The organism is Mesorhizobium sp. B2-4-6 (assembly GCF_006442775.1).
Lineage (GTDB): Bacteria > Pseudomonadota > Alphaproteobacteria > Rhizobiales > Rhizobiaceae > Mesorhizobium.
In genome coordinates this window covers 706,178-726,171 of record NZ_VFVI01000002.1, presented here as the reverse complement: position 1 = coordinate 726,171, position 19,994 = coordinate 706,178, and the positions used below count along the sequence as shown (strand labels likewise).

General features: G+C 64.0%; 22 protein-coding genes and 1 tRNA gene. 8 read left to right on the top strand and 15 right to left on the bottom strand.

Annotated features, from left to right (window positions below; translation table 11 throughout):
• Window positions 1–87 precede the first annotated feature (87 nt).
• The gene (locus FJ957_RS09490) at window positions 88–546 is read left to right on the top strand and encodes a hypothetical protein (RefSeq protein ID WP_140830698.1); all 459 of its coding nucleotides are present in this window, start codon (window positions 88–90) and stop codon (window positions 544–546) included.
• A gap of 337 nt (window positions 547–883) precedes the next feature.
• Here the strand turns inward: FJ957_RS09490 and FJ957_RS09485 are convergent, their stop codons facing one another.
• Together FJ957_RS09485 and FJ957_RS09480 are read right to left on the bottom strand one after the other, a co-directional pair.
• On the bottom strand, window positions 884–1,024 hold the full coding sequence (locus tag FJ957_RS09485; RefSeq protein WP_084508100.1) for a DUF1127 domain-containing protein: 141 nt from the start codon (window positions 1,022–1,024) through the stop codon (window positions 884–886).
• Window positions 1,025–1,075: 51 nt separating this feature from the next.
• Window positions 1,076–1,216, bottom strand: coding sequence for a DUF1127 domain-containing protein (locus FJ957_RS09480; protein WP_006335194.1), 141 nt, complete (start codon window positions 1,214–1,216; stop codon window positions 1,076–1,078).
• Between the two features lie 234 nt (window positions 1,217–1,450).
• Between FJ957_RS09480 and FJ957_RS09475 the strand changes: the two genes are divergently transcribed.
• Together FJ957_RS09475 and FJ957_RS09470 are read left to right on the top strand one after the other, a co-directional pair.
• On the top strand, window positions 1,451–2,569 hold the full coding sequence (locus FJ957_RS09475) for a DUF2157 domain-containing protein (RefSeq protein ID WP_140830696.1): 1,119 nt from the start codon (window positions 1,451–1,453) through the stop codon (window positions 2,567–2,569).
• Entirely contained in the window at window positions 2,566–3,147 is a 582-nt protein-coding gene (locus tag FJ957_RS09470) for a GDYXXLXY domain-containing protein (RefSeq protein WP_140830694.1), read from the top strand. The genes FJ957_RS09475 and FJ957_RS09470 overlap by 4 nt, the downstream gene beginning before the upstream one ends.
• Window positions 3,148–3,262: 115 nt before the next feature.
• On the opposite strand, the gene FJ957_RS09465 is transcribed toward FJ957_RS09470, so the two are convergent.
• Window positions 3,263–3,347, bottom strand: a tRNA-Leu gene (locus FJ957_RS09465).
• A 440-nt stretch (window positions 3,348–3,787) separates the two neighbouring features.
• Between FJ957_RS09465 and tig the strand changes: the two genes are divergently transcribed.
• Both tig and FJ957_RS09455 read left to right on the top strand, forming a co-directional pair.
• Window positions 3,788–5,272, top strand: a complete 1,485-nt coding sequence (tig, locus tag FJ957_RS09460) for a trigger factor (protein WP_140830692.1) — start codon at window positions 3,788–3,790, stop codon at window positions 5,270–5,272.
• A 195-nt stretch (window positions 5,273–5,467) separates the two neighbouring features.
• Complete coding sequence (locus FJ957_RS09455; protein WP_246685802.1) at window positions 5,468–5,977, top strand: type VI secretion protein; 510 nt, start codon at window positions 5,468–5,470, stop codon at window positions 5,975–5,977.
• Window positions 5,978–5,986: 9 nt separating this feature from the next.
• Here the strand turns inward: FJ957_RS09455 and FJ957_RS09450 are convergent, their stop codons facing one another.
• From FJ957_RS09450 to FJ957_RS09435, 4 genes are all read right to left on the bottom strand, one after another.
• Window positions 5,987–6,601: an isochorismatase family cysteine hydrolase gene (locus FJ957_RS09450; protein WP_140830689.1), complete on the bottom strand. Its 615-nt coding sequence runs from the start codon at window positions 6,599–6,601 to the stop codon at window positions 5,987–5,989.
• 21 nt (window positions 6,602–6,622) lie between these two features.
• Window positions 6,623–7,384, bottom strand: coding sequence for a DNA repair protein RadC (gene radC / locus FJ957_RS09445; RefSeq protein WP_140830687.1), 762 nt, complete (start codon window positions 7,382–7,384; stop codon window positions 6,623–6,625).
• A gap of 137 nt (window positions 7,385–7,521) precedes the next feature.
• Window positions 7,522–8,349, bottom strand: coding sequence for a type I methionyl aminopeptidase (gene map, locus FJ957_RS09440; protein ID WP_140830685.1), 828 nt, complete (start codon window positions 8,347–8,349; stop codon window positions 7,522–7,524).
• Between the two features lie 141 nt (window positions 8,350–8,490).
• Window positions 8,491–8,649 carry an ATP-binding cassette domain-containing protein gene (locus FJ957_RS09435; RefSeq protein ID WP_140830684.1) on the bottom strand — a complete coding sequence of 53 codons (159 nt, stop codon included), beginning with the start codon at window positions 8,647–8,649 and terminating at the stop codon, window positions 8,491–8,493.
• A gap of 217 nt (window positions 8,650–8,866) precedes the next feature.
• On the opposite strand from FJ957_RS09435, the gene FJ957_RS09430 reads away from it, so the two are divergent.
• Window positions 8,867–9,172: a DUF982 domain-containing protein gene (locus FJ957_RS09430; protein WP_140830682.1), complete on the top strand. Its 306-nt coding sequence runs from the start codon at window positions 8,867–8,869 to the stop codon at window positions 9,170–9,172.
• A gap of 31 nt (window positions 9,173–9,203) precedes the next feature.
• Here the strand turns inward: FJ957_RS09430 and FJ957_RS09425 are convergent, their stop codons facing one another.
• From FJ957_RS09425 to FJ957_RS09390, 8 genes are all read right to left on the bottom strand, one after another.
• Window positions 9,204–9,890 carry an aspartyl/asparaginyl beta-hydroxylase domain-containing protein gene (locus tag FJ957_RS09425; protein WP_140830681.1) on the bottom strand — a complete coding sequence of 229 codons (687 nt, stop codon included), beginning with the start codon at window positions 9,888–9,890 and terminating at the stop codon, window positions 9,204–9,206.
• Window positions 9,891–9,996: 106 nt separating this feature from the next.
• Complete coding sequence (locus FJ957_RS09420) at window positions 9,997–11,490, bottom strand: efflux transporter outer membrane subunit (protein ID WP_140830679.1); 1,494 nt, start codon at window positions 11,488–11,490, stop codon at window positions 9,997–9,999.
• Between the two features lie 13 nt (window positions 11,491–11,503).
• Window positions 11,504–14,647: an efflux RND transporter permease subunit gene (locus FJ957_RS09415; RefSeq protein ID WP_140830677.1), complete on the bottom strand. Its 3,144-nt coding sequence runs from the start codon at window positions 14,645–14,647 to the stop codon at window positions 11,504–11,506.
• Window positions 14,648–14,651: 4 nt separating this feature from the next.
• The gene (locus tag FJ957_RS09410) at window positions 14,652–15,935 is read right to left on the bottom strand and encodes an efflux RND transporter periplasmic adaptor subunit (protein WP_140830676.1); all 1,284 of its coding nucleotides are present in this window, start codon (window positions 15,933–15,935) and stop codon (window positions 14,652–14,654) included.
• The gene (locus FJ957_RS09405) at window positions 15,919–16,449 is read right to left on the bottom strand and encodes an efflux RND transporter permease subunit (RefSeq protein ID WP_246685791.1); all 531 of its coding nucleotides are present in this window, start codon (window positions 16,447–16,449) and stop codon (window positions 15,919–15,921) included. Before FJ957_RS09405 ends, FJ957_RS09410 begins: the two co-directional genes overlap by 17 nt.
• The gene (locus FJ957_RS09400) at window positions 16,446–16,754 is read right to left on the bottom strand and encodes a hypothetical protein (protein ID WP_140830674.1); all 309 of its coding nucleotides are present in this window, start codon (window positions 16,752–16,754) and stop codon (window positions 16,446–16,448) included. Before FJ957_RS09400 ends, FJ957_RS09405 begins: the two co-directional genes overlap by 4 nt.
• Window positions 16,735–16,938, bottom strand: a complete 204-nt coding sequence (locus tag FJ957_RS09395; RefSeq protein WP_246685790.1) for a hypothetical protein — start codon at window positions 16,936–16,938, stop codon at window positions 16,735–16,737. The genes FJ957_RS09400 and FJ957_RS09395 overlap by 20 nt, the downstream gene beginning before the upstream one ends.
• Before the next feature lie 107 nt (window positions 16,939–17,045).
• Entirely contained in the window at window positions 17,046–17,699 is a 654-nt protein-coding gene (locus tag FJ957_RS09390) for a hypothetical protein (RefSeq protein ID WP_140830672.1), read from the bottom strand.
• 241 nt (window positions 17,700–17,940) lie between these two features.
• On the opposite strand from FJ957_RS09390, the gene FJ957_RS09385 reads away from it, so the two are divergent.
• Complete coding sequence (locus tag FJ957_RS09385; RefSeq protein WP_140830671.1) at window positions 17,941–18,687, top strand: response regulator; 747 nt, start codon at window positions 17,941–17,943, stop codon at window positions 18,685–18,687.
• Entirely contained in the window at window positions 18,684–19,928 is a 1,245-nt protein-coding gene (locus FJ957_RS09380; protein ID WP_140830669.1) for an ATP-binding protein, read from the top strand. The genes FJ957_RS09385 and FJ957_RS09380 overlap by 4 nt, the downstream gene beginning before the upstream one ends.
• Window positions 19,929–19,994 lie beyond the last annotated feature (66 nt).

The following is a 19,994-nucleotide window of genomic DNA, read 5'->3' as shown; positions in this document are numbered from 1 at the left end:
TAGCACTCATCAGTGGAGACTGCCAGTTTGTTCTTGCTTTATTCCTTTGACTGCACATCATGGATTGATTCGCTAAGGAGTCGATCAATGACGCAGTTGGCATACGTCCAATTTTGTTCATTAGTTGGAACGCTCTCAGAAAACCTCACGGCACGTGAGACTATTGCTGCAATTCGAGAAAGCCACAGTAATCAGCTAGAAGCGATTACCCCTCACATTGTCGAGAACGCGATAGTCAATATTCGACGTAACGTTCTACGTCGGAAGGCAAAACTCTTTGTAGAAGGCTATGGCGATCTTTTCGAGCCATACAACGTACCGGCTCGGCTACCCCGACCCGGGGTCGGAAATGCAAGGCCAACCAAAGTACCGCCCGATAAACTGACTAAAGATGAGCTGTGGCAACTCATATTGGAATATCGGCTGCGGCCGCCGAAAAAGGAACGGTACTTGTCTGAGTTGGAAAAAATACACTCGGACATAGATTCCTACTGCTCTGGTGAAGAGACTGTGGAAGCCGGTCTGAAAAGGCGGAAAGGGGAGTAGGAATTCAAAACAACAACACCCGCCGGGGGAGGAGGTCCGGCGGGTGTCGTTTTGGGGGTCGATCCTCGGGAGGAGGTGAAGATCGACCTTATTCGTCATTGCCGGGGAGGAGGTCGGCTTTGACGAAATTCCTTATCGCCCTTGAGGACGAAAATTCTTTTCGTCTTTGAGAAGGGGCGAAGCCTTCGAAGACGAACTACGTTCGCTTCTGGAACAACGCCCGCCGGGGGAGGAGGTCCGGCGGGCGCCGTTTTGGTGGTCAACCCTCGGGAGGAGGTGAGGGTTGGCCGTATCCGTCAGGGTCGGGGAGGAGGTCGACCCTGGCGAAATGCCTTGCTTAGATCGCCTTGCGGGCGACCATCTTGATCTCGTCGCGAACGATGCCGAGATCGTGGAGCTGGCGGTTCGAAAGCCGACCCAGCTCGGTAACGGTGTCGCGGTAGACGCGCCAGTTACGATAGCTGCGGATCAGGTTCATTGTCGTTACTCTCTTCAAAACTGGTTCGGACCATTTGCGGTCCGAAGCGGATTAGACCGCCTTGCGGGCGACGTAGTGGATGTCGCTGCGGCTGATGCCGAGGTCGGTCAGTTCACGGTTCGACAGGCGGCTCAGCTCGGAGACGGTGTCCCGGTAGCGGCGCCAGTTGCGGTAGTTGCGGATCAGGTTCATGGTACTTCTCGTTTCGTCTTTGGTTCGGATCATTCCGTTTGCGTACGAACAGAAAATAGGTGGGATCATATCGGTTTAAAAGTGCCGTTGGCGCATGGCAGCAATGCAAATTGTGCAATGCAACATTAACGGCCATTCACGCCTGCGTCACAAAGAAGACCGAATCGGAAAATGCCGCCGCGTCAACGGCTTGGCTGTTCCGGCTAAGGAAATGACCAGGCTTCGGGGGAAAGCATGGCGGGCTATGCAACACAGGTTAGGGCGGATATCGCGCGGTGGCGGGAATCCGGGCTGATCGATCCCGCCACGGCGGAGGCATTGACAAGCGACATCGCCGCCAACGAGCGGGCGTCACTGAGTTTCGGCTCCATCCTGGCTATGATGGCGGCGCTTTTGTTCGGCGCGGCGATCCTGATTTTCGTCGCCGCCAACTGGGAGGCCATCCCGCGCCTCGTTCGCGTGGCGGCCCTGTTTGCGGTCATCCTCGCAGGCTATGTCGGCGGAGCGGTGCTGAAGGCGCGCGACCATGCCGCGATCGGCGAGGCGCTGTGGATCGTCGCCGTCGCCGCCTTCGGCGGCTCGATCGCACTCGTTGGCCAGATGTATCACCTCTCGGGCGACGAGGCCTCGGCGCTGTTGACATGGTGCGCCGGCACGGCGCTGGCGGCGGTGGCGCTGCGTTCCAACCCGCTGACCGTGGCGGCGGTCGGCATCGCCGACGCCTGGCTGGTCCTCAAGGGGTTCGGCTTCTACTGGCGCGCGGAGATCCCACATCTCTTCATCGTCATGGCGGTCGTGCTGTTCGCCATTTCGTTCTGGACGCGCAGCCAGGCCGCGCGCCACCTCATCATTCTGTCTGTCATTCTCTATCTGGTTCTGTTGGCGACCGATCGCGACACGCTGCCGGTGGCGGTTTCGCTCGCCGTCGTATCGGCGCTGCTGTTTGCCGCTTCGGTCTTTACCGGCGATCCGATCGACAGGATCCTTCAGCTCGGCGGCCGGCTGCCCTTGCACGCCTTGTTCGGCTTCCTCACCGGCATGGCGATCGTCCAGTTCGAGCTGGCGGATGAAAGCACCTACAACGGCGGTTTCGCCATCGCCTCGATCATGGCGCTTGCCGGCATCGTGGCGGCGATCATGCTGGCCGGCCGCGAGAGCAGGGGGCTGCGCTGGCTGGCCTATGCCGGCTTCGCCTTCGAACTCGCCATCATCTATGGCGTCACTTTGCGGTCGATGCTCGATACGGCCGGATTCTTCCTGGCCGCGGCCGTGCTGCTCGGCATCCTGGCGCTGATCATCATCCGCATCGAGAAGCGCATGAGGGCGCCCGCCAAGGCAGGAGCAACGGCATGACCGGCAAGAAACTGATCATCGCGGCGTTGGTGCTGGCGCTTGTCCAGATCGGCTTTCTCAGTTGGATCATCGCCGACCGCGCCGCGATCCTGCGCAACGGCAAGGAAGTGCTTCTGAAAGTCGAGCCCGTCGATCCGCGCGATCTCATGCGCGGCGACTACCTCTCGCTCAACAACAACATTTCGCGAATCCCGGTGAAGCTGATCGCCGACATTCCGCAAGGCGCGTTTTCCAGCGACGACGGTTCGATCGCGGTGCGATTGAAGAAGGGCGCGGATGGTTACTGGCAGCCGACGGCGGCCTGGTTCGGCACAGCGCCGGCCCCGGCGGGCGCGGACGAGGCGGATATCGTCGGACATGTCGCCGCGGGCTGGGATCTTCGCAGCCCCGACATGACGATCGCGCCGGACTATGGGATCGATCGCTTCTATGTGCCGGAAGGCGAAGGCATGGCGATCCAGAACGACATGCGCGTGCGGCCGTTCGGCATCAAGCTCGCGCTCGCGGCCGACGGCACGGCGCAGATCAAGGCGCTGATGGATGGCGACAAGACGCTGTTCGAGGAGCCGCTTTATTAGCGCCTTGGGTTGGCACTGACAGCGCCGGTCCTCCTTCGCCAAGGCTTCGGAGGACACCTTCGGCTCTTCGAGCCCCAGGTGGCGGCCTGCCATCCGAAGCTCGAAGAGCGAAGGATGGTGCGGATGAAGGGACTCGAACCCCCACGCCTTTCGGCACTGGAACCTAAATCCAGGGCGTCTACCAATTCCGCCACATCCGCTTTCCCCGGCAATCCCATGTAGCCATCATTCTGTCAATGTCGGCGCCCAAGTCATGCTATCCGTTGAAGCGCGCCGCATCGAAATGGATTCAGGTGACGCGCTTAAGTCTTTTGATGCATGCCGTTCGCCCAAAACCGCCGCACACTTTTGGGCGGCGTGCATTGAAGCGAAGATGGTTGAAAATTAGCCTAGCCTGTGACAAAAGGCGTGTCGAATGTGACGGAATGTGAATTTCCGCCTCTGCAAGATGCGAAAAGTTATAGGAAAAACAAGAACTTATTCGCATTTGGCAAGGCGCAGTTCAGGAAGATTTGAACCGCATTAGCGGTCAAATCGCCAGGTTCCGTCCCAAAAGCCATTTCCGGCAAGATCATACCGGCAGGCTGTAAACGGCTAAGAACCGTTTGGCAGTCTCATTGTTGAAAACAAAGGTTCTAGGATGCAGGTCACCGAAACGCTTAACTCCGGTCTCAAGCGCGAGATCAAGATCACCGTGCCGGCCGGTGACATGGAAGCCAAGCTGATGGCGCGGCTGACCGACGCCCGCGACAAGGTGCGCATCAACGGCTTCCGCCCGGGCAAGGTGCCGGTTCAGCACTTGCGCAAGATGTACGGCAAGTCGTTCATGGCCGAGGTCGTCAACGAGATCCTCAACGACTCAACCCGTTCGATCATCTCGGGGCGCGGTGAAAAGGCCGCCATGCAGCCCGAAGTGATCATGACCGAGGACGAGAAGGAGGCCGAGAAGATCCTGGCTGGCGGCACCGATTTCGAATTCAGCCTCAACTATGAAGTCATCCCGCCGATCGAGATCAAGGATTTCTCCGACATCAAGGTGACGCGTCAGGTCTATGACGTGCCGGAATCGGAAGTCGACGACCAGGTCAAGCGCGTTGCGGAATCGGCGCGCAGCTACGAACCGAAGACCGGCAAGGCCGCCGAGGGCGACCGGGTCAGCATCGATTATGTCGGCAAGATCGGAGGCGAGGCTTTCGCCGGCGGCGCCGGCACCGACCAGCCGCTGGTGCTCGGCTCCAAGGAGTTCATCCCGGGTTTCGAGGACCAGCTGATCGGCGCGAAGGCCGGCGACGAGAAACAGGTCACCGTCACGTTCCCGGAAAACTACCAGGCGGCGCATCTGGCCGGCAAGGAAGCCACCTTCGACGTCACCGTCAAGGAAGTGTCGGCGCCCGGCGCGCTTGAGGTCAATGACGAGACGGCCAAGAATCTCGGCCTGGAATCGCTCGAGCGCCTGCGCGAGATCGTGCGCGGCCAGATCGAGAACCAGTTCGGCTCGATGACCCGCCAGAAGGTGAAGCGCCAGCTGCTCGACCAGCTCGACGCGTCCTATTCGTTCGAAGCGCCCTCCAAGCTCGTCGAGGCCGAGTTCAACAACATCTGGGCCCAGGTCAACCGCGACCTCGAAGCCGCCGGCCGGACCTTCGCCGACGAGGAGACGACGGAAGAAGAGGCGCGCGCCGAATATATGCGCCTTGCCGAACGCCGCGTGCGCCTTGGCCTCGTGCTCGCCGAGATCGGCGAGAAGGCCGGCGTCACCGTGTCGGACGAGGAACTGCAGCGCGGCCTGTTCGAGCAGGTGCGCCGCTTCCCGGCCAACCAGCAGCAGGAAGCCTTCGAGTATTATCGCAGCAACCCGGAAGCCATCAACGCGCTGCGCGCGCCGATGTTCGAGGAGAAGGTGGTCGACTATCTGCTCGGCCAGATTTCGGTCGACGACGTCAAGGTGGGCAAGGACGAGCTGATGGCCGACGACGAGGAGGCCGAGACCGCGACCAAGGCGAAGCCGGCCAAGAAGGCCTCTTCGAAGAAGGCCGAGGCAAAGGCGGGCGAAGCCGCCGACGAGGCGGACGAGCCGAAGAAGAAGGCCGCGCCGAAGAAGAAAGCCGCCAAGGAAGCCGAGTAACAGGTTTCAATGCCGAGATTTCGAAAGGCCGCCTCCGGGCGGCCTTTTTCATTGTGATGTGTTCCATTGTGGCGGCGCGGCAACACAGACAACTTGTCTTGATAGTCTGCCGCTGGCGATACGGACCGTTGAACATTATCTGCGCTTCGTCGCATTCGCGGGTGTTTGGAGGCATTGGTGAGGCTGGGGTTCATGATGAGAGACGTGGTCGTCGCCGCGGCGCTCTTGTTTGCCGCGTCCGCCGGTATCGCCCGAGCCGAGCCGGATCTCGGCAACTGGAGCGTTGGCGCCGGCGACGACGGCCAGATCACGGCATCGCTGCATGCCAGCAACAAGCTGATCACCGGCGGCGGGGCCTTGGGTTACAGCCCGGTGCTGATTTTGGCTTGCCGGTCCGATGGCGAACCACGCTGGAGCGAGCGGCTCCAGCTCAACGATGCCGTCTCCGCCAGCCGCAAGATCACCATCTCCGTCGTGGTCGACGGCGGCGGCAAAACCGATGAAAGCTGGTCGGTCGGCGCGCGCGGCAGAACGCTGGTCAGGGACGGGGACGACGGCATCAGGCGTCTGGCTTCAGCGAACCGGCTGACGCTGTCGTGGCGCTTCGGTCTCCTGTCGGGACGCGGCGAGGCCGATTTCGAACTCGCGGGCCTCTCCGAAGCGATCGGACAGATCGCGGCAAGCTGCAAAACCGATCCGCCCTGATCCCACCGCTTAGAACAGGCTTTCCAGTTCTGCGGCCGTCACCACCCGCCCGAACACCTTGCCGATGATGGCGAGCGTGGCGTTGTGGGAGGCCTCGTCCAGCCCGCCATTGGCATCGCTGACGAAAGCCACCTTGTAGTCGCGCATGAAGGCGCTGCGGGCCGTCGATTCGCAGCAGATGCTGGTCACCGTGCCGATGATGATGACGGTATCGACCTGGCCGGCGCCGCGGATGTTGCGCAGCACCGTTTCCAATTGGGTGTTGTGGAACGCGTCATAGCGGTGCTTCTTGATGATCACCTCGCCCGGCAAGGGAGCGAGTTCCGCCACGATCCCGGTGCCGGCGCTGCCTTCCCGCATGCCTTTGGCCTTCAGCCTTGGCTGGTAGGCGGTCTCGAGCGGGGAGATGTTGAAATGGTCGCTGAGCACATGCTGCGTGTAGACCACCGGGACACCAGTCGCGCGGCACAGTTCGACCACCTGCCGCATAATGGGAATGCGATGCCGCGCCATCGCGACTTCCATCACCGCGCCTTCATCGACGAAGTCGCCCTGCATGTCGATGACCAGCAGGGCGGCGCGTTCTTTGTCGAACGGCCAAGGTTCACTGCCGTGCTGAGACATGTCGGTCCTTCCTATTTTTCTTCAGATCAGCAGCAGGCCCTTCATCGAGGCGTTGCCCTTGCGGCCGATGATGATGTGATCGTGCACGGCGATGCCGAGCGGCTTGGCCGTATCGATGATCTGCTTGGTCATCTCGATGTCCGCGCGCGACGGCGTCGGGTCGCCGGAAGGGTGATTGTGGACCAGGATGACGGCGCTGGCGGAGAGTTCGAGCGCCCGCTTCACCACCTCGCGCGGATAGACCGGCGTATGGTCGACGGTTCCGGTCTGCTGCACCTCGTCGGCGATCAGCCCGTTCTTCTTGTCGAGGAACAGGATGCGGAACTGTTCGCGGGGCTCGAAGGCCATGGCCGAACGGCAATAGTCGAGCAATTGCGTCCAGTTGGACAGGACTTCGCGGCCGCGCACCTCGCCGCGCGCCATGCGCTGGGCGGTGGCGGCGATGACTTTTAGATCGGTCGCGACGGTCGGCCCGATGCCCTTGACTTCTTCAAGCAAGGGCGCCGGCGCGCCGAGCACTTCTGCCAGCGAGCCGAAGCGGGCGATCAGCGCCTTGGCGATAGGCTTGGTGTCGACGCGCGGGATCAGCCGGAAGAGCAGCAGTTCGAGCAGTTCATAGTCGGGCAGGGCGTCCGGACCGCCGGCGACGAAGCGATCGCGCAGACGGTCGCGATGGCCGTGATAATGGGGCTTTTCTGCTGCCGTGGCCTTTTTCGGCGCCGTCTTGGGCGGCTCGATCCAGCCTTCGGAAAAGAATGCCCGCTCGTCCTCGACTTTCCCCATGCTCGCCCGCTCCCCCTCGGGCTTCGGCTGAAACCTAAAGCAATTCCAGGAAAAGTGTGAAGCGGTTTTCCGTTCGGAATTGCGTGAAACAAGAGGATAGAGCGGTTCCATCGTTTCCATGAAACGATGGAACCGCTCTAACCCGGCAGGCCGGGGCGGTCGAGCTTTTTCGGCGACAGCGTGAAGATCTCGCAGCCGGTGTCGGTGACGCCGATCGTGTGCTCGTATTGCGCCGACAGCGAGCGGTCGCGCGTGACCGCCGTCCAGCCGTCCGACAGCACCTTCACATGCGGGCGGCCGAGATTGATCATCGGCTCGACCGTAAAAATCATGCCCGGCCGCATTTCGACGCCTTCATTGACGGTGCCGTAATGCAGGATGTTCGGCGCGTCGTGGAAAAGCCGGCCGACGCCATGGCCGCAGAAATCGCGCACCACCGAGCAGCGCTCGGCCTCGGCATAGGTCTGGATCGCGGCGCCGATGGCGCCGGTGCGGGCGCCGGGCTTGATCGCGGTTATGCCGCGCATCAGGCACTCATAAGTCACCTCGAGCAGGCGCTCGGCGGCGCGCTTGATCGTGCCCACCGGATACATGCGCGAGGAATCGCCGTGCCAGCCGTCAAGGATATAGGTGACGTCGATGTTGACGATGTCGCCTTCCTTCAGCGGCTTGTTGTCGGGAATGCCATGGCAGACGACATGGTTGATCGAGGTGCAGGACGACTTGGTGTAGCCGCGATAATTGAGCGTCGCCGGCAGCGCGCCATGGTCCATGCCGAATTCGAAGACGAAGCGGTCGACCGCTTCCGTCGTCACGCCAGGCTTCACCATCAGTACAAGCTCGTCAAGGCAGCGCGCGGTGAGGTCGCAGGCCTTGCGCATACCGGCAAAACCTTCCTCGCCATAGAGGCGAATCTGGCCGGTATTTCGAAGGGGGGCCGTGGAGGCGTCGAGATAGGTAACCATTTTTGTCCGTTTGCCGGCGTTGGCTCCAAAGGAGCCGAACGCGAAATCTGCTCCAGATTTGGCACCGGAAGCCGCAAGGTTCAAGGACGAAGTGCGGTTGCGGCGTCCATCGCCAAGGAAAACGCGGCCTTCGCTCGGCGCCTAGAAGCCGGCGATCAACCGCAGCATCGTCGTCTTGCCGCAGCCGGAAGGGCCGAGCAGCGCCGTGAAAGATCCCCGCGGAAAGGCCAGCGAAACGCCGTCCAGCGCGGTGGCATCGCCATAGCGCTTGACCAGAGACTCGACCCGGATTTCGCTCATATTTTCGCCCGCGGCAGCTGTGATGGCCGGCAATACGGTGGAAGTCCGGCATTGGCAATGCAGGAGCCGGTATCGATCCGGACTGACGCCGGTCCGCCGCACCGGCGAACCGATTCTTCACCGCACTGAGGTCACATTTGCGAGTCAGAAGGCCGCAAAAGCAACTTTTCACATCGAGCGGCGTTGCTCAGGGCGGCGCCAGTTCGGGAGACAGGGAATGGACAGATTGCAATTCGAGGTGCCGGTGCGCATCACGCCCGCGCCCGGCCTGCCGGTCGAGGAAATCTACAGCGTCGAGCAGGCGCTCGACTTCCTGCAGGATTGGCCAAAGCGCCGGCAGGGCAAGGTCTTCGAAGCCGCGTTCAACGCCTGTTTCGGCGCGACGGTCGACGTGGCCAGCGCCGAGGAAGCCTGCCGCGCATTCGCTGCTTTCTGCCGCGTCAGCGGATTGCTGGCGAGGGACGCGATGTTTCCCGGCAGGCGGGGCAGCGGGACAGGGACGTATCGCGAGACGCGCGCTTAAAGCGCGGCGCGCTTTGAGCCTTGCAACTGGTTCAGCCGCCGAACGACACGCCACGATAGCGCATCCCCACCTGCACGCCGCGCACGATCACGCGCGACAGGATTTCCATGTCCAGCGGCATTTGCGGACGCCACACGTCGAGGAGGAGAGCGACGCGGGGCTGATCCGAGTTGTTCATAACCTCGTGCTCGAACGTATCGTCCCATAGCATGCACTCGCCGTCGGCGATGCGCCGTTCCTCGTGATCGATCATCATGATCGTTGCCGGACGGCCGTCCGGCTGTTTCGGGATGACCAGGCCAAGATGGAACCGCATGATGCCGCGGAAAGGTCCGCGGTGCGCCGGGATGTGCTTGCGCGGGGCCAGGAATGAGACAGCCGCCGATTTGACCTCTGGGCACTCCGCAAGCAGCCGGCTCAGGACCGGCATGCGCGCGAGGTTTTCCGGGACCGTCATGTCATAGGCCTTGAGCACGAACATGCGCCAGTCGAGACCGTCATTGGCCGAGATATCGGCCTGCTCCGGCATGATGTCGTGGAAGCGCGGCGCGTTGTTCAGCTTCGCCGCCAGCGCCTCGTCGCGGATATCCCGCCAGGCGGCGGTGAACTTCGCGGCATTGGGAAAATGCGTGCCGGCCTCAAGAATGGCCGGTGCATCTATGCGCTTCTCATAGATACGGCGGACCAGATTGGTTCCCAGATCGTAGGCGCCTGACATCTCATTACCTCAACGACGCTGTTATATAGTGGGATATTGCTTGCGGGCATGGCTCACGGGAATTTGTTCGGGCCGTTCGTGACGGATAGACAGCGCGGCTCACCGGTCATTGCGTCTTCGATGCCAGCCGCGGACCGGTGCGGACATCGATGATTTCGGGCCTGGCAGTGTCGACCGCGCCGTTCCAGCCGCCGCCGAGCGCCTTGTTGAGGGCGATATAATCGGTGGCGATCGAGACGCGGCTTTGCAGGACGGAGTCGTCGGCGGAATAGGCCGACCGCTGGGCATCGAGCACATCGAGAAGGCTGGTCTCTCCAGCCTTGTACAGCGTTCCTTCAAGCCGCGCGGCATCGCCATAGGACTTCGCGGAGGAGGCGAGCTTGCCATTTCTGATGCGCTCCTGCGACAGCGAAACCGTGGCGTTTTCGACGTCTTCCAGAGCCGTCAGCACGGCGGCCTTGTAGCTGACGAAATACTGATCGCGTTGGGCTTTGGCGACGTCCACGGCCGCCTGCAGCTGGCCGGCGTTGAACAATGGCACGCTGAGCGTGGGGCCAAAGGACCAGCCGATGGTGGAGTTCTTGCCGAGATCGCCGAGCTTGAGGGCCGTGGTGCTGATGTCGCCGGTCAGGCTGACGCTCGGATAACGCGCCGCCTCGGCTTGGCCGATCTTGGCGGTGTACTGCGCATATTGCCGCTCGGCCAAGCGCACGTCCGGACGGGTGAGCAGGATGTCGGCCGGGATACCGGTCGGGATCGGCAGGCGCGGCGCCGGGATCGGTGCTGCGCGCTTCAAACGCTCGGTGAGCGCCGCCGGCGGCCGCCCGGTCAGCACGGAAAGGCGATGCACAGCCTCCGCATAGCTCGCTTCCAGGCTCGGAACGCCGGCTTCCGTGCCGCTGGCCTGTCCATCCGCCTTGGCGACGTCCGCCGCGGTCGCCGAGCCGGCCAGAGCCATCGTGCGGGTGAGCTGGGCGGTTTGCCGCTGCGACGCTGCAGAGCGCCGGGCTAGCGCTATGCGGGCCTGATAGCCGCGTGCCTGGACGTAGTTCGAGGTCACGTCGCCAATCAGCGTGAGAAGGGTTGAACGCAGTTCTTCTTCGGAGGCGTCCAGTCCGTAGCTCGCCGCCTCGACGCCCCTGCGGTTGGCGCCGAAGAGGTCGAGTTCCCAGCTGGAATCGAAGCCTGCCTGGTACTGGCTGTAGGTCTCGCTGGCCGTCGTTCCCGCGCTGGCTGCGGAGACCCGGTTGCGGGTGGCCGAGGCCGAACCGTCGGCGGATGGAAGCAATGTGCCTACCGACTGGCGGTAGCTCGCCCGCGCCTCGCGGATCTTGGCCTTGGCGGTGGCGACATCGAGATTGCCGGCAACCGCTTCGTCGACAAGCGCGTTCAACTCGGGGTCGCGCAGGCGCTGCCACCATTTCGACAATTGCGCTGGCTTGGCCGGGTTCGCCGCTTTCTGCCCGCTCCAGCTCGCCGGCATTGCCAGCAGAGGCTTCTGGTAATCCGGACCGACGACGCATCCCGAGAGCAGGGCAGCGGCAAACGCGGGCAAAAAGAGCCCCTTCGCGGTCGCGAAACCGCGTTCAAAATCAAACATTTGAGAGAAGCCTTTATTCCTGGGTGGCTGTGGCTTGTGTCCCGCCGGTATCCTGCTTGGCCGCCTTGCCTCTGAAGATGCGGCGCACCGTGACGAACAAGAGCGGCACGAGGAAGACGCCGATCACGGTCGCCGCGATCATGCCGCCCATGACGCCGATGCCGACCGAGTTCTGCGCGCCGGAGCCGGCGCCGCTGGCGATCGCAAGCGGCGTGACACCGAGGATGAAGGCCAGCGACGTCATCAGGATCGGCCGCAGGCGTTGTCGCGCCGCCTCGAGCGTCGCCTCGACCAATCCCATTCCGGCCGACTGCCGCTCGATGGCGAACTCGACGATGAGGATGGCGTTCTTGGCGGCAAGGCCGATCGTGGTCAGCAGCCCGACCTTGAAATAGACGTCGTTGGTCTGCCCGAACAGGCTTGCCGCCGCCAGCGCGCCGAAGATACCGATCGGCACCGACAGCATGACGGCGAACGGGATCGACCAGCTCTCGTAAAGCGCGGCAAGGCAGAGGAAGACGACCAGCGCCGAAATCGCGTAGAGCGACATCGCCTGGTTGCCGGAGAGCCTCTCCTGGTGCGACAGCCCGGTCCATTCATGCGAATATCCGGCGGGCAGTTGCGCGACCAGCCTGTCGATCTCGTCCATCGCCGCGCCGGAGCTTTGGCCCGCCGCCGCCGCGCCCTGGATCTCCACCGCCGCCGAGCCGTTGTAGCGTTCGAGGCGGGGCGATCCATAGGTCCAGTGGCTGGAGGCGAAGGCCGAGAACGGCACCATGGCGCCGCCGGAGTTGCGGACCTGCCATTTGTCGAGGTCTTCCGGCTGCATGCGGAAGTCCGGGTCCGATTGCAGATAGACCGGCTTCACCCGGCCGCGATCGATGAAGTCGTTGACGTAGTCGCTGCCCCAGGCGGTCGACAGCGTGTTGTTGATGTCGGCGAGGCTGATGCCCAGCGCGCTCGCTTTTTCCTGGTCGATATCGACCGAGAATTGCGGCTGATCCTCCTGACCGTTGGGGCGGGTGTTGGCGAGCAGCGTGCTCTTCGCGGCCAGGCCCAGCAGCTGGTTGCGCGTCTGGATCAGTGCTTCATGGCCGGCACCGTTGACGTCCTGCAGGTAGAAATCGAAGCCGTTGGTGTTGCCGAAACCCTGGATGGCGGGCGGGGCGAGCGCGAAGACCTGCGCGTCCCTGATCTTGGAGAAGGCGCCCATGGCGCGGCCGGCGACCGCCGATGCGGCGAGAGCCGGCGTCTTGCGCTGGTCGAAGTCCTTCAGCCGCACGAAGGCGATGCCGACATTCTGTCCGGCGCCGCCGAAGCCGAAGCCGGAAGCGGTGAACACGCCTTCGACCGCGTCCTTCTCCTCGTTCAAATAATGGTTGGTCACCTCAGCCAGCACGCGCTCGGTGCGATCCTGCGTCGCGCCGACCGGCAGCGATGCGCTGGTGATCAGGATGCCCTGATCCTCGTCCGGCAGGAACGAGCTCGGCAGCCGGGCGAACATCCAGCCCATGGCGATGACGATGGCCAGGAACACGGCAAGGAAGCGCCATGACCGGTTGATGATGCCGTGCGAGCCGTCGCGGTAGGCGATCGTGCCGCGATCGAAGACGCGGTTGAACCAGCCGAACGGACCTTTCTGCGTCGCGTGGTTCTTGGCCGGGCGCAGGATCGTGGCGCATAGCGCCGGCGTCAGCACCAGCGCGACCAGCACCGAGAGCACCATGGCCGAGACGATGGTGACGGAGAATTGCCGGTAGATGATGCCGGTGGAGCCGCCGAAGAAGGCCATCGGCACGAACACGGCCGACAGCACGGTGGCGATGCCGATCAGCGCGCCGGTGATCTCGTGCATCGATTTGCGCGTCGCCTCTTTCGGCGGCAGGCCTTCCTCTTGCATCACGCGCTCGACATTCTCGACCACGACGATGGCGTCGTCGACGAGCAGGCCGATGGCCAAAACCATGGCGAACATGGTGAGCGTGTTGATCGAATAGCCGAAGAAGGAGAGCACGCCGAATGTGCCGAGCAGCACCACCGGCACGGCGATCGTCGGGATGATGGTGGCACGCAGGTTCTGCAGGAAAAGCAGCATCACCAGGAAAACCAGCACGATCGCTTCGGCGAGTGTCTTCACCACTTCCTCGATCGACAGGCGCACGAAGGGCGAGGTGTCGTACGGGTAGACGACCTCGACGCCTTGCGGGAAGGTCGAGCTCAGGCGATTGATCGTCGCGCGCACCGCCTCGGCGGTGCTGATGGCGTTGGCGCCGGTCGCCAGGTTGACGGCGACGCCGGCGGCAGGCTTGCCGTTGTAATGGGCCTGCGTGGTGTAGCTTTCGGCGCCGATCTCGACCTTGGCGACGTCGTTCAGCCGAACCAGCGAGCCGTCGGTATTGCTCTTGAGGATGATGTTGCGGAACTGTTCGGCGGTTTGCAGCCGGCTCTTGGCCGTCACCGTGGCGTTGAGCTGCTGGCCCTTGCGCGCCGGCAAGCCGCCGAGCTGGCCCGCCGAAACCTGCGTGTTCTGCGCCTCGATGGCGGTGGCGACATCGTTCGGCATCAGCGCATATTGCGCTAATTTGTCGGGGTCGAGCCAGATGCGCATGGCATAGCCGGAGCCGAAGAGCTGCGTCGAGCCGACGCCTTCGACGCGCTTCAGGGTGTCGTTGACAGTGCTGTCGACATAATCGGCAAGGTCGGTCGAGTTCATCTTGCCGTCGCTGGAGACGAAGCCGATGACCATCAGGAAGCCGGTCGAGGATTTGGAGACGGTGATGCCGTTGCTCTGGACGACCTGCGGCAACTGCGACTGCACCAGCTGCAGCTTGTTCTGCGTCTGAACCTGGGCCGTATCCGCGTTGGCGGCGCTGGTGAAGGTCAGCGTGATCGAGGCCTGGCCGGTCGAGGTCGACGTCGCCGTCATGTAATCGAGATTATCGATGCCGGTCATGCCCTGCTCGATGACCTTGGTCACCGAGTTCTCGACGGTCTGGGCATCGGCGCCGGGATAGGTGGCGCTGATATTGACGGTTGTCGGCGCGATCTGCGGATATTGCGAGATCGGCAGCGATTGCAGCGCCAGCAGGCCGCCCAGCATGATCACGATGGCGATCACCCAGGCGAAGATCGGCCGGTTGATGAAGAAACCCGACATCGCTTTAGTTCCCGGTTGCGCCGGAGGCCGGCTTTGCGGCGCCGGCGGCATTGCCGCCGGCGGGTGCGGCTGAGGCGGAGCCCTGCTCGCGGTCCTTGATCTCGCCGGTCGTTTCGTCGATCGTCACTTCGACTGCCGTCGCGTCGCCGCCGGCGCGCACCAGCTGCAGGCCCTCGACAATGACGCGGTCGCCGTCGCCGACGCCGGAATCCACCAGCCAGTTGTTGCCGACGCTGTTGCGCACGCCCAGCGTACGCTGCTCGACCTTGCCCTGGGCATTGACCACCATGGCCGTGGCCTGGCCCTTGGGATCACGGGTCACGCCGCGCTGCGGAACCAGGAAACTGTTTTGGGCGACGCCTTCCTCGACGATGGCGCGCACATACATGCCGGGCAGCAGCAGGCGGTCGGGATTGGGAAACTGGGCCCTGAGCGCGAACGTGCCGGTCGACTGGTCGACATTGGCGCCGGCGAATTCCATCTTGCCATCCTGGGCGTAGATGGTGCCGTTGTCGAGCTTCAGCTTGACGCTGACATTGGCCCCGCTGAACTTCAGCCGGCCTTCGTTGATCGCCTGGCGCAGATTGAGCAGGTTGGTGCTCGACTGCGTGACGTCGACATTGATCGGGTCGAGCGAGCGAATGGTGGTCAGCACCGTTTCCTGGTTGGCCGTGACCAGCGCGCCCGGCGTCAATGACGATTTGTCGATCCGGCCGGCGATTGGCGCGGTGATCGAGGTGCGGTTGAGGCTGATCTTCGCGGTCTCGACGCTGGCCTTGGCCGATGCGACGTCGGCCTGGGCCTGCGCCAGCGTCGCGGCGGCATCGTCGTAATCCTGCTTCGAGACCACATTCTGCTTCAGCAGCCCGGAATAACGGTCGAATTTGGCCTGAGCGGTGGGCACGGCGGCTTCGGCCTTCTGCTGGGTGGCGACGGCGCTGTCATAGGCGGCCTGGTAGCTCGCCGGGTCGATGAGGTAGAGCGGCTGTCCCGCCACCACCTCAGCGCCCTCCTGGAACAGGCGCTGCTGGATGATGCCGTCGACCTGCGGGCGAACCTCGGCGATGAGAGAGGCGGCCGTGCGGCCCGGCAATTCGGCGGTGATCGCCACCGATTGCGGATGCAGCGTGACGACGCCGACCTCGGGTCGCCCGACGCCGCCCATGCCGGCCGGCACCTGGCTCTTTTCCTGCGAGCAGGCCGCCAGAAGAAGCACGGTGCACAGAATTCCCGCCCACAAGCGGCGCGGCCTCGCCAGCAACAGAGGGCGATCAGGCTGGATATGCATTGGCTGGATCTTTCGCTGGAGTTGCGGTTCCCGCTTGGCCGGTCGCGCCGGGCGCTTCGACCAACAGCTTGCCGAGATGGCGGGCGAGGAAGCCCTGGATGTCGTCCATGAAGGTGTAGACTACCAGCAGGTAGACGAGGCTGAGCACGGTCGAGGAGATGAGCCCGCCGATCACGGCGATCGCCATCGGCGCCCGGGTCTCGGCGTCGGCGCCGATGCCAAGCGCGATCGGCAGCATGCCGGCGCCCATGGCGATCGATGTCACGACGATGGGCCGGGCTCGCTTGCGGGCGGCGTCGAGCAGTGCCTCGAAGCGGCTCATGTCATGCTCCTTCTCGGCGACCAGGGCATATTCGACGAGCAGGATCGAGTTCTTGGCCGCGATGCCCATGAGCATCAGTATGCCGATCAACGGCCAGATGCCAAGTGCCTTGCCCGTGACGAGCAGGAAGCCGAATGCGCCGCCGACCGACAGCGGCAGTGCCACCATCGACCAGGAGGAGATGGCGTTCATCGCGTCTGCTCCGCCGCGCTTGCGGCATCGGCAGCCGTTGCTTCGCGGGCGGCGACGCGCACGAGATTGCCGTCATTGAGGAAGCCGGCGCCGGCGACGGTGCCGGTCGCGCTGACCGACGACGTGACCGCCTCGGGATGGACCCGCTCCACCGAAACGGTGAGCGTGGCAGCCTGAGCAGGCGCGGCTTTCCCGACGTCCGGCTCCGGCGCGCCGCGGCCATAGGCCTTCAGCATCGCGGCGGCACCGGCCGCGACCAGCACGGCGACGAGGAGAAGATGGCTTTTACGCAATTTTCTGGTCATGATTTTCGGTGTTCGAAGGCGAGATCGGAAGCGACAGACGGTAAGCGGCGAAGCTCAGCCGGATCGCCTCCTGCAGCGCCCGCTTCGACAGGACCCGCTGCCTGGCGCCGGCGCCGGGACGGATCGTCAGGGGCGAGCCCAGGGAGGCAAGCAGCCGCAGCATCATCAGGGCTTCCCACATCATAATGCGCTCCATGCGAGCTGGCGGTCGCGCGGACGCGTCCGCCAGCTCGCAGAAAGTACCGGCCGGCCCTTGAACGGGTGGTCAGGGGGACCGGCCGGCGCAGCCGGTCAGAGTTGCTCGCCATTCCGGGGTGGGGGTGGAGGGAGCTGTCCGCCGTGATCGGGCAGACTTCCGGGGCCGGCCGCATCCGGCGGATCACCCCATGGACCGGGGGGCGGGCCGTGAGGCCGATCCGCCGAAGCGAGGATTTCAAGCTGTTCGGGTGTCAGCTTGGAGCGGAGCGCGGCGATCGCGTCCTTCAGCTTGGCCGCCGAAGCGGCGCGTGTCGTGACATCGTCGGCCAGCTTTTCCTGGAACGCGAAGGGATCGCGGGCAGCACCTGGCGCAGGTCTGTCGGGACTTGTGCCGCCCAGGCCGAAGTCCGGTCGTGCCGGCGGCGCCAGCACCGCCTGCAGCGCGCTGGTGTAATCGCGCCAGGCGTCGAGCTGCTCGGAGCGGATGCCGATGCGGGTCTCGAGCAACGAAAGGTGCGCCGCGAGCATTTCGGGCGGCGGTCCCATGCGACGAGGGCCGAAATCCTCCGGTCCATGCCGCATCGCCCAGCGCTGTCCGTGCCAGCGCATCGGGCCTGGGCCCGCATCGTCCTGCCGGTCGATGGCCGGCGGCTGGTCGCCCGGCGCGCCGGGCTCGGGCTGGGCGGCCAGCACCGGGTGGATCGCCGCGACCGAGAACAGGCCGAGCGCCAAAAGTCTGCTTCGCATGACGTTATCCTTTTCTGCATGCTTCGGATGCAGGCAGGATAGGAAGCGACTTTTGCCGCTTCGCGTCGGCGTGTTGCCGAAGGTTTCCGCAAAAAGGAGATTTGTTTCCGAACGTTTCCGGCGCCTTGCGGGAAACATTCGGTTGCAATTTTTCGTGCCGTTGGCGCGCGGCACTTCCTATAATCAGGGACAAGCAGTGACAAACGGCGGCGATAAACGGGCAAGGTGAAACGGGCCGGGAATGCAGGTACAACCCCACATCCTTGTCGTCGACGACGACCGCGAGATCCGCACGCTGCTCGGGCGCTATCTGGACGGCCAAGGCTTTCGCGTCTCGGTGGCGGCGGACAGGCGCGAGTGCGAGCAGAAGCTGGGCGCCGGCCAATTCGATCTTGTCGTGCTCGACGTCATGCTGCCCGATGGCTCGGGTCTCGACATCTGCAGGAGCCTGCGTGACCGCAAGCCACACATCCCGGTCATCCTGCTGACGGCGCTGAAAGAGGATGTCGACCGCATCATCGGGCTGGAGCTCGGCGCCGACGACTATCTCGGCAAGCCGTTCAACCCGCGCGAGCTATCGGCCCGCATCCGCGCCGTGCTGAGGCGCGCGGCTCCGGAAGAGGCGGCGCCGCCAAAAGTGCGCATCTATCATTTCGCCGGCTACCGGCTGGAGCCGGACACACGCAAGGTGATCGATGCCGAAGGCGTCGCGGTCGACCTTACCGGCGCCGAGTTCGACCTGCTGCAGGTTTTCCTCGACCGTCCGGGGCGGCTTTTGTCGCGCGACCAGCTCCTCGACCTGACGCAGGGCCGCGAGCGCGATCCGCTGGAGCGCTCCGTCGACGTGCTGGTGAGCCGGCTGCGCAAGAAATTTGCCGAAGCGGGGGAGGGGTCGCTATTCAAGACGGTGCGCAACGGCGGCTATCAGCTGACCGCGCGCGTCGAGACGACGGAGCACCGCGCCCCGACGACGGAGGCGGGCACATGACCTCGCTGCGCCGGCGGCTGATCATCCTTCTCGTCGTTTCGATCCTCGGTGTCGTGGGTCTCGCGACATTCGTCGCCGTCAAGGTGCTCGGCGGTCCGTCGCCCGAGCTGATCATGGGTCCGCTGGCCCACCAGATCCAGTATATGGTTCAATTGGCTCCCGGCCACGCGCAGACCGCGCGCGACGCGCCGATCACCGTCAGCGGCGGTCCGGCCCCCGGTATCGAGGACCGCAAGCACACGCGCGTGCTGAACGAGATCCTGCAGCATGACGGCGTCGATGTTTCGGCTGTCGTCACCCGTAACGTCGGCGGGCCCGGCATGGTCGCCTCTGTCGCTCTGCCTGGCAATCGCTGGATGATCGTCGACGTTCCCGATTTCGGGCCGCCGCGCGATGTCTGGTACGGGCTGGCGGGCTGGATGGCGCTGATCGTGCTCGGCGCCACGCCGGTGTCGATCTACTTTACCGGTGTGCTGGTGCGGCCGCTGGAGATGCTGGAAGCGGCCGTCAGCAAGATCGGATCGGACGGGGTGCTGACGGCTGTGCCGGAGAAAGGACCCGCCGAGGTCAGGGCGACGGCGCGTGCGCTCAACGAACTGTCGGAGAGGCTCAAGACCGCGATGGAAAGCCGCATGCGCCTTGTCGCGGCCGCGGGTCATGACCTGCGCACGCCGATGACCAGGATGCGGCTCAGGGCCGAGTTCCTCGACGAAGACCGCGAAAAATGGCTGAGCGATCTCGAAGAGCTCGACCGCATCGCCGACAGCGCCATCCGCCTGGTGCGCGAGGAGGTGAACCAGGACGCGGTCGAGCCGGTGGAACTGGACAGGCTGGTCCGCGATATCGAGGTCGAGATGGTCTCGCTTGGCCATGCGGTGGCGATCGACCACCTTGATCACGTATCGGTCAAAGCCGGCGCGCTTGGCTTGCGCCGGGCGCTGCGCAACCTGATCGTCAACGCCGCCACGCACGGCAAGAGCTGCAGCATCGCGCTCGCGGGGCGGGGCGGCCAAGCGGCTCTCACCATCGCCGACCGCGGCCCCGGCATTCCGCCGGACCTGTTGAACAAGGCCTTCGAGCCGTTCTTCCGGGTCGATCCGGCGCGCACGCAATTCATTCCGGGCGCGGGGCTGGGGCTTGCGATCGCGAAGGAGATCATCGAACGCTATGGCGGGACGATCCGGCTGGAGAACAGGCCGGGAGGCGGGTTGCTGCAGACGGTGGTGTTCGCGGCGGTCTAGCGTTTCGACAGCCCTTCGTCCCTGCGCTGTTCGACGCGATGTCGGCTTTGCTCGCCGCATCGTGAT

What these genes read in the sequence shown, in the direction of transcription:
- FJ957_RS09450 (WP_140830689.1), bottom strand. Translation starts at nt 6,601, where the DNA reads ATGTCTCAGCACGGCAGTGAACCTTGGCCGTTCGACAAAGAACGCGCC.
- FJ957_RS09455 (WP_246685802.1), top strand. Translation starts at nt 5,468, where the DNA reads ATGAGAGACGTGGTCGTCGCCGCGGCGCTCTTGTTTGCCGCGTCCGCC.
- FJ957_RS09475 (WP_140830696.1), top strand. Translation starts at nt 1,451, where the DNA reads ATGGCGGGCTATGCAACACAGGTTAGGGCGGATATCGCGCGGTGGCGG.
- FJ957_RS09430 (WP_140830682.1), top strand. Translation starts at nt 8,867, where the DNA reads ATGGACAGATTGCAATTCGAGGTGCCGGTGCGCATCACGCCCGCGCCC.
- FJ957_RS09415 (WP_140830677.1), bottom strand. Translation starts at nt 14,647, where the DNA reads ATGTCGGGTTTCTTCATCAACCGGCCGATCTTCGCCTGGGTGATCGCC.
- FJ957_RS09485 (WP_084508100.1), bottom strand. Translation starts at nt 1,024, where the DNA reads ATGAACCTGATCCGCAGCTATCGTAACTGGCGCGTCTACCGCGACACC.
- FJ957_RS09435 (WP_140830684.1), bottom strand. Translation starts at nt 8,649, where the DNA reads ATGAGCGAAATCCGGGTCGAGTCTCTGGTCAAGCGCTATGGCGATGCC.
- FJ957_RS09385 (WP_140830671.1), top strand. Translation starts at nt 17,941, where the DNA reads ATGCAGGTACAACCCCACATCCTTGTCGTCGACGACGACCGCGAGATC.
- FJ957_RS09480 (WP_006335194.1), bottom strand. Translation starts at nt 1,216, where the DNA reads ATGAACCTGATCCGCAACTACCGCAACTGGCGCCGCTACCGGGACACC.
- FJ957_RS09395 (WP_246685790.1), bottom strand. Translation starts at nt 16,938, where the DNA reads ATGATGTGGGAAGCCCTGATGATGCTGCGGCTGCTTGCCTCCCTGGGC.
- radC (WP_140830687.1), bottom strand. Translation starts at nt 7,384, where the DNA reads ATGGGGAAAGTCGAGGACGAGCGGGCATTCTTTTCCGAAGGCTGGATC.
- FJ957_RS09400 (WP_140830674.1), bottom strand. Translation starts at nt 16,754, where the DNA reads ATGACCAGAAAATTGCGTAAAAGCCATCTTCTCCTCGTCGCCGTGCTG.
- map (WP_140830685.1), bottom strand. Translation starts at nt 8,349, where the DNA reads ATGGTTACCTATCTCGACGCCTCCACGGCCCCCCTTCGAAATACCGGC.
- tig (WP_140830692.1), top strand. Translation starts at nt 3,788, where the DNA reads ATGCAGGTCACCGAAACGCTTAACTCCGGTCTCAAGCGCGAGATCAAG.
- FJ957_RS09490 (WP_140830698.1), top strand. Translation starts at nt 88, where the DNA reads ATGACGCAGTTGGCATACGTCCAATTTTGTTCATTAGTTGGAACGCTC.
- FJ957_RS09470 (WP_140830694.1), top strand. Translation starts at nt 2,566, where the DNA reads ATGACCGGCAAGAAACTGATCATCGCGGCGTTGGTGCTGGCGCTTGTC.
- FJ957_RS09405 (WP_246685791.1), bottom strand. Translation starts at nt 16,449, where the DNA reads ATGAACGCCATCTCCTCCTGGTCGATGGTGGCACTGCCGCTGTCGGTC.
- FJ957_RS09425 (WP_140830681.1), bottom strand. Translation starts at nt 9,890, where the DNA reads ATGTCAGGCGCCTACGATCTGGGAACCAATCTGGTCCGCCGTATCTAT.
- FJ957_RS09380 (WP_140830669.1), top strand. Translation starts at nt 18,684, where the DNA reads ATGACCTCGCTGCGCCGGCGGCTGATCATCCTTCTCGTCGTTTCGATC.
- FJ957_RS09390 (WP_140830672.1), bottom strand. Translation starts at nt 17,699, where the DNA reads ATGCGAAGCAGACTTTTGGCGCTCGGCCTGTTCTCGGTCGCGGCGATC.
- FJ957_RS09410 (WP_140830676.1), bottom strand. Translation starts at nt 15,935, where the DNA reads ATGCATATCCAGCCTGATCGCCCTCTGTTGCTGGCGAGGCCGCGCCGC.
- FJ957_RS09420 (WP_140830679.1), bottom strand. Translation starts at nt 11,490, where the DNA reads ATGTTTGATTTTGAACGCGGTTTCGCGACCGCGAAGGGGCTCTTTTTG.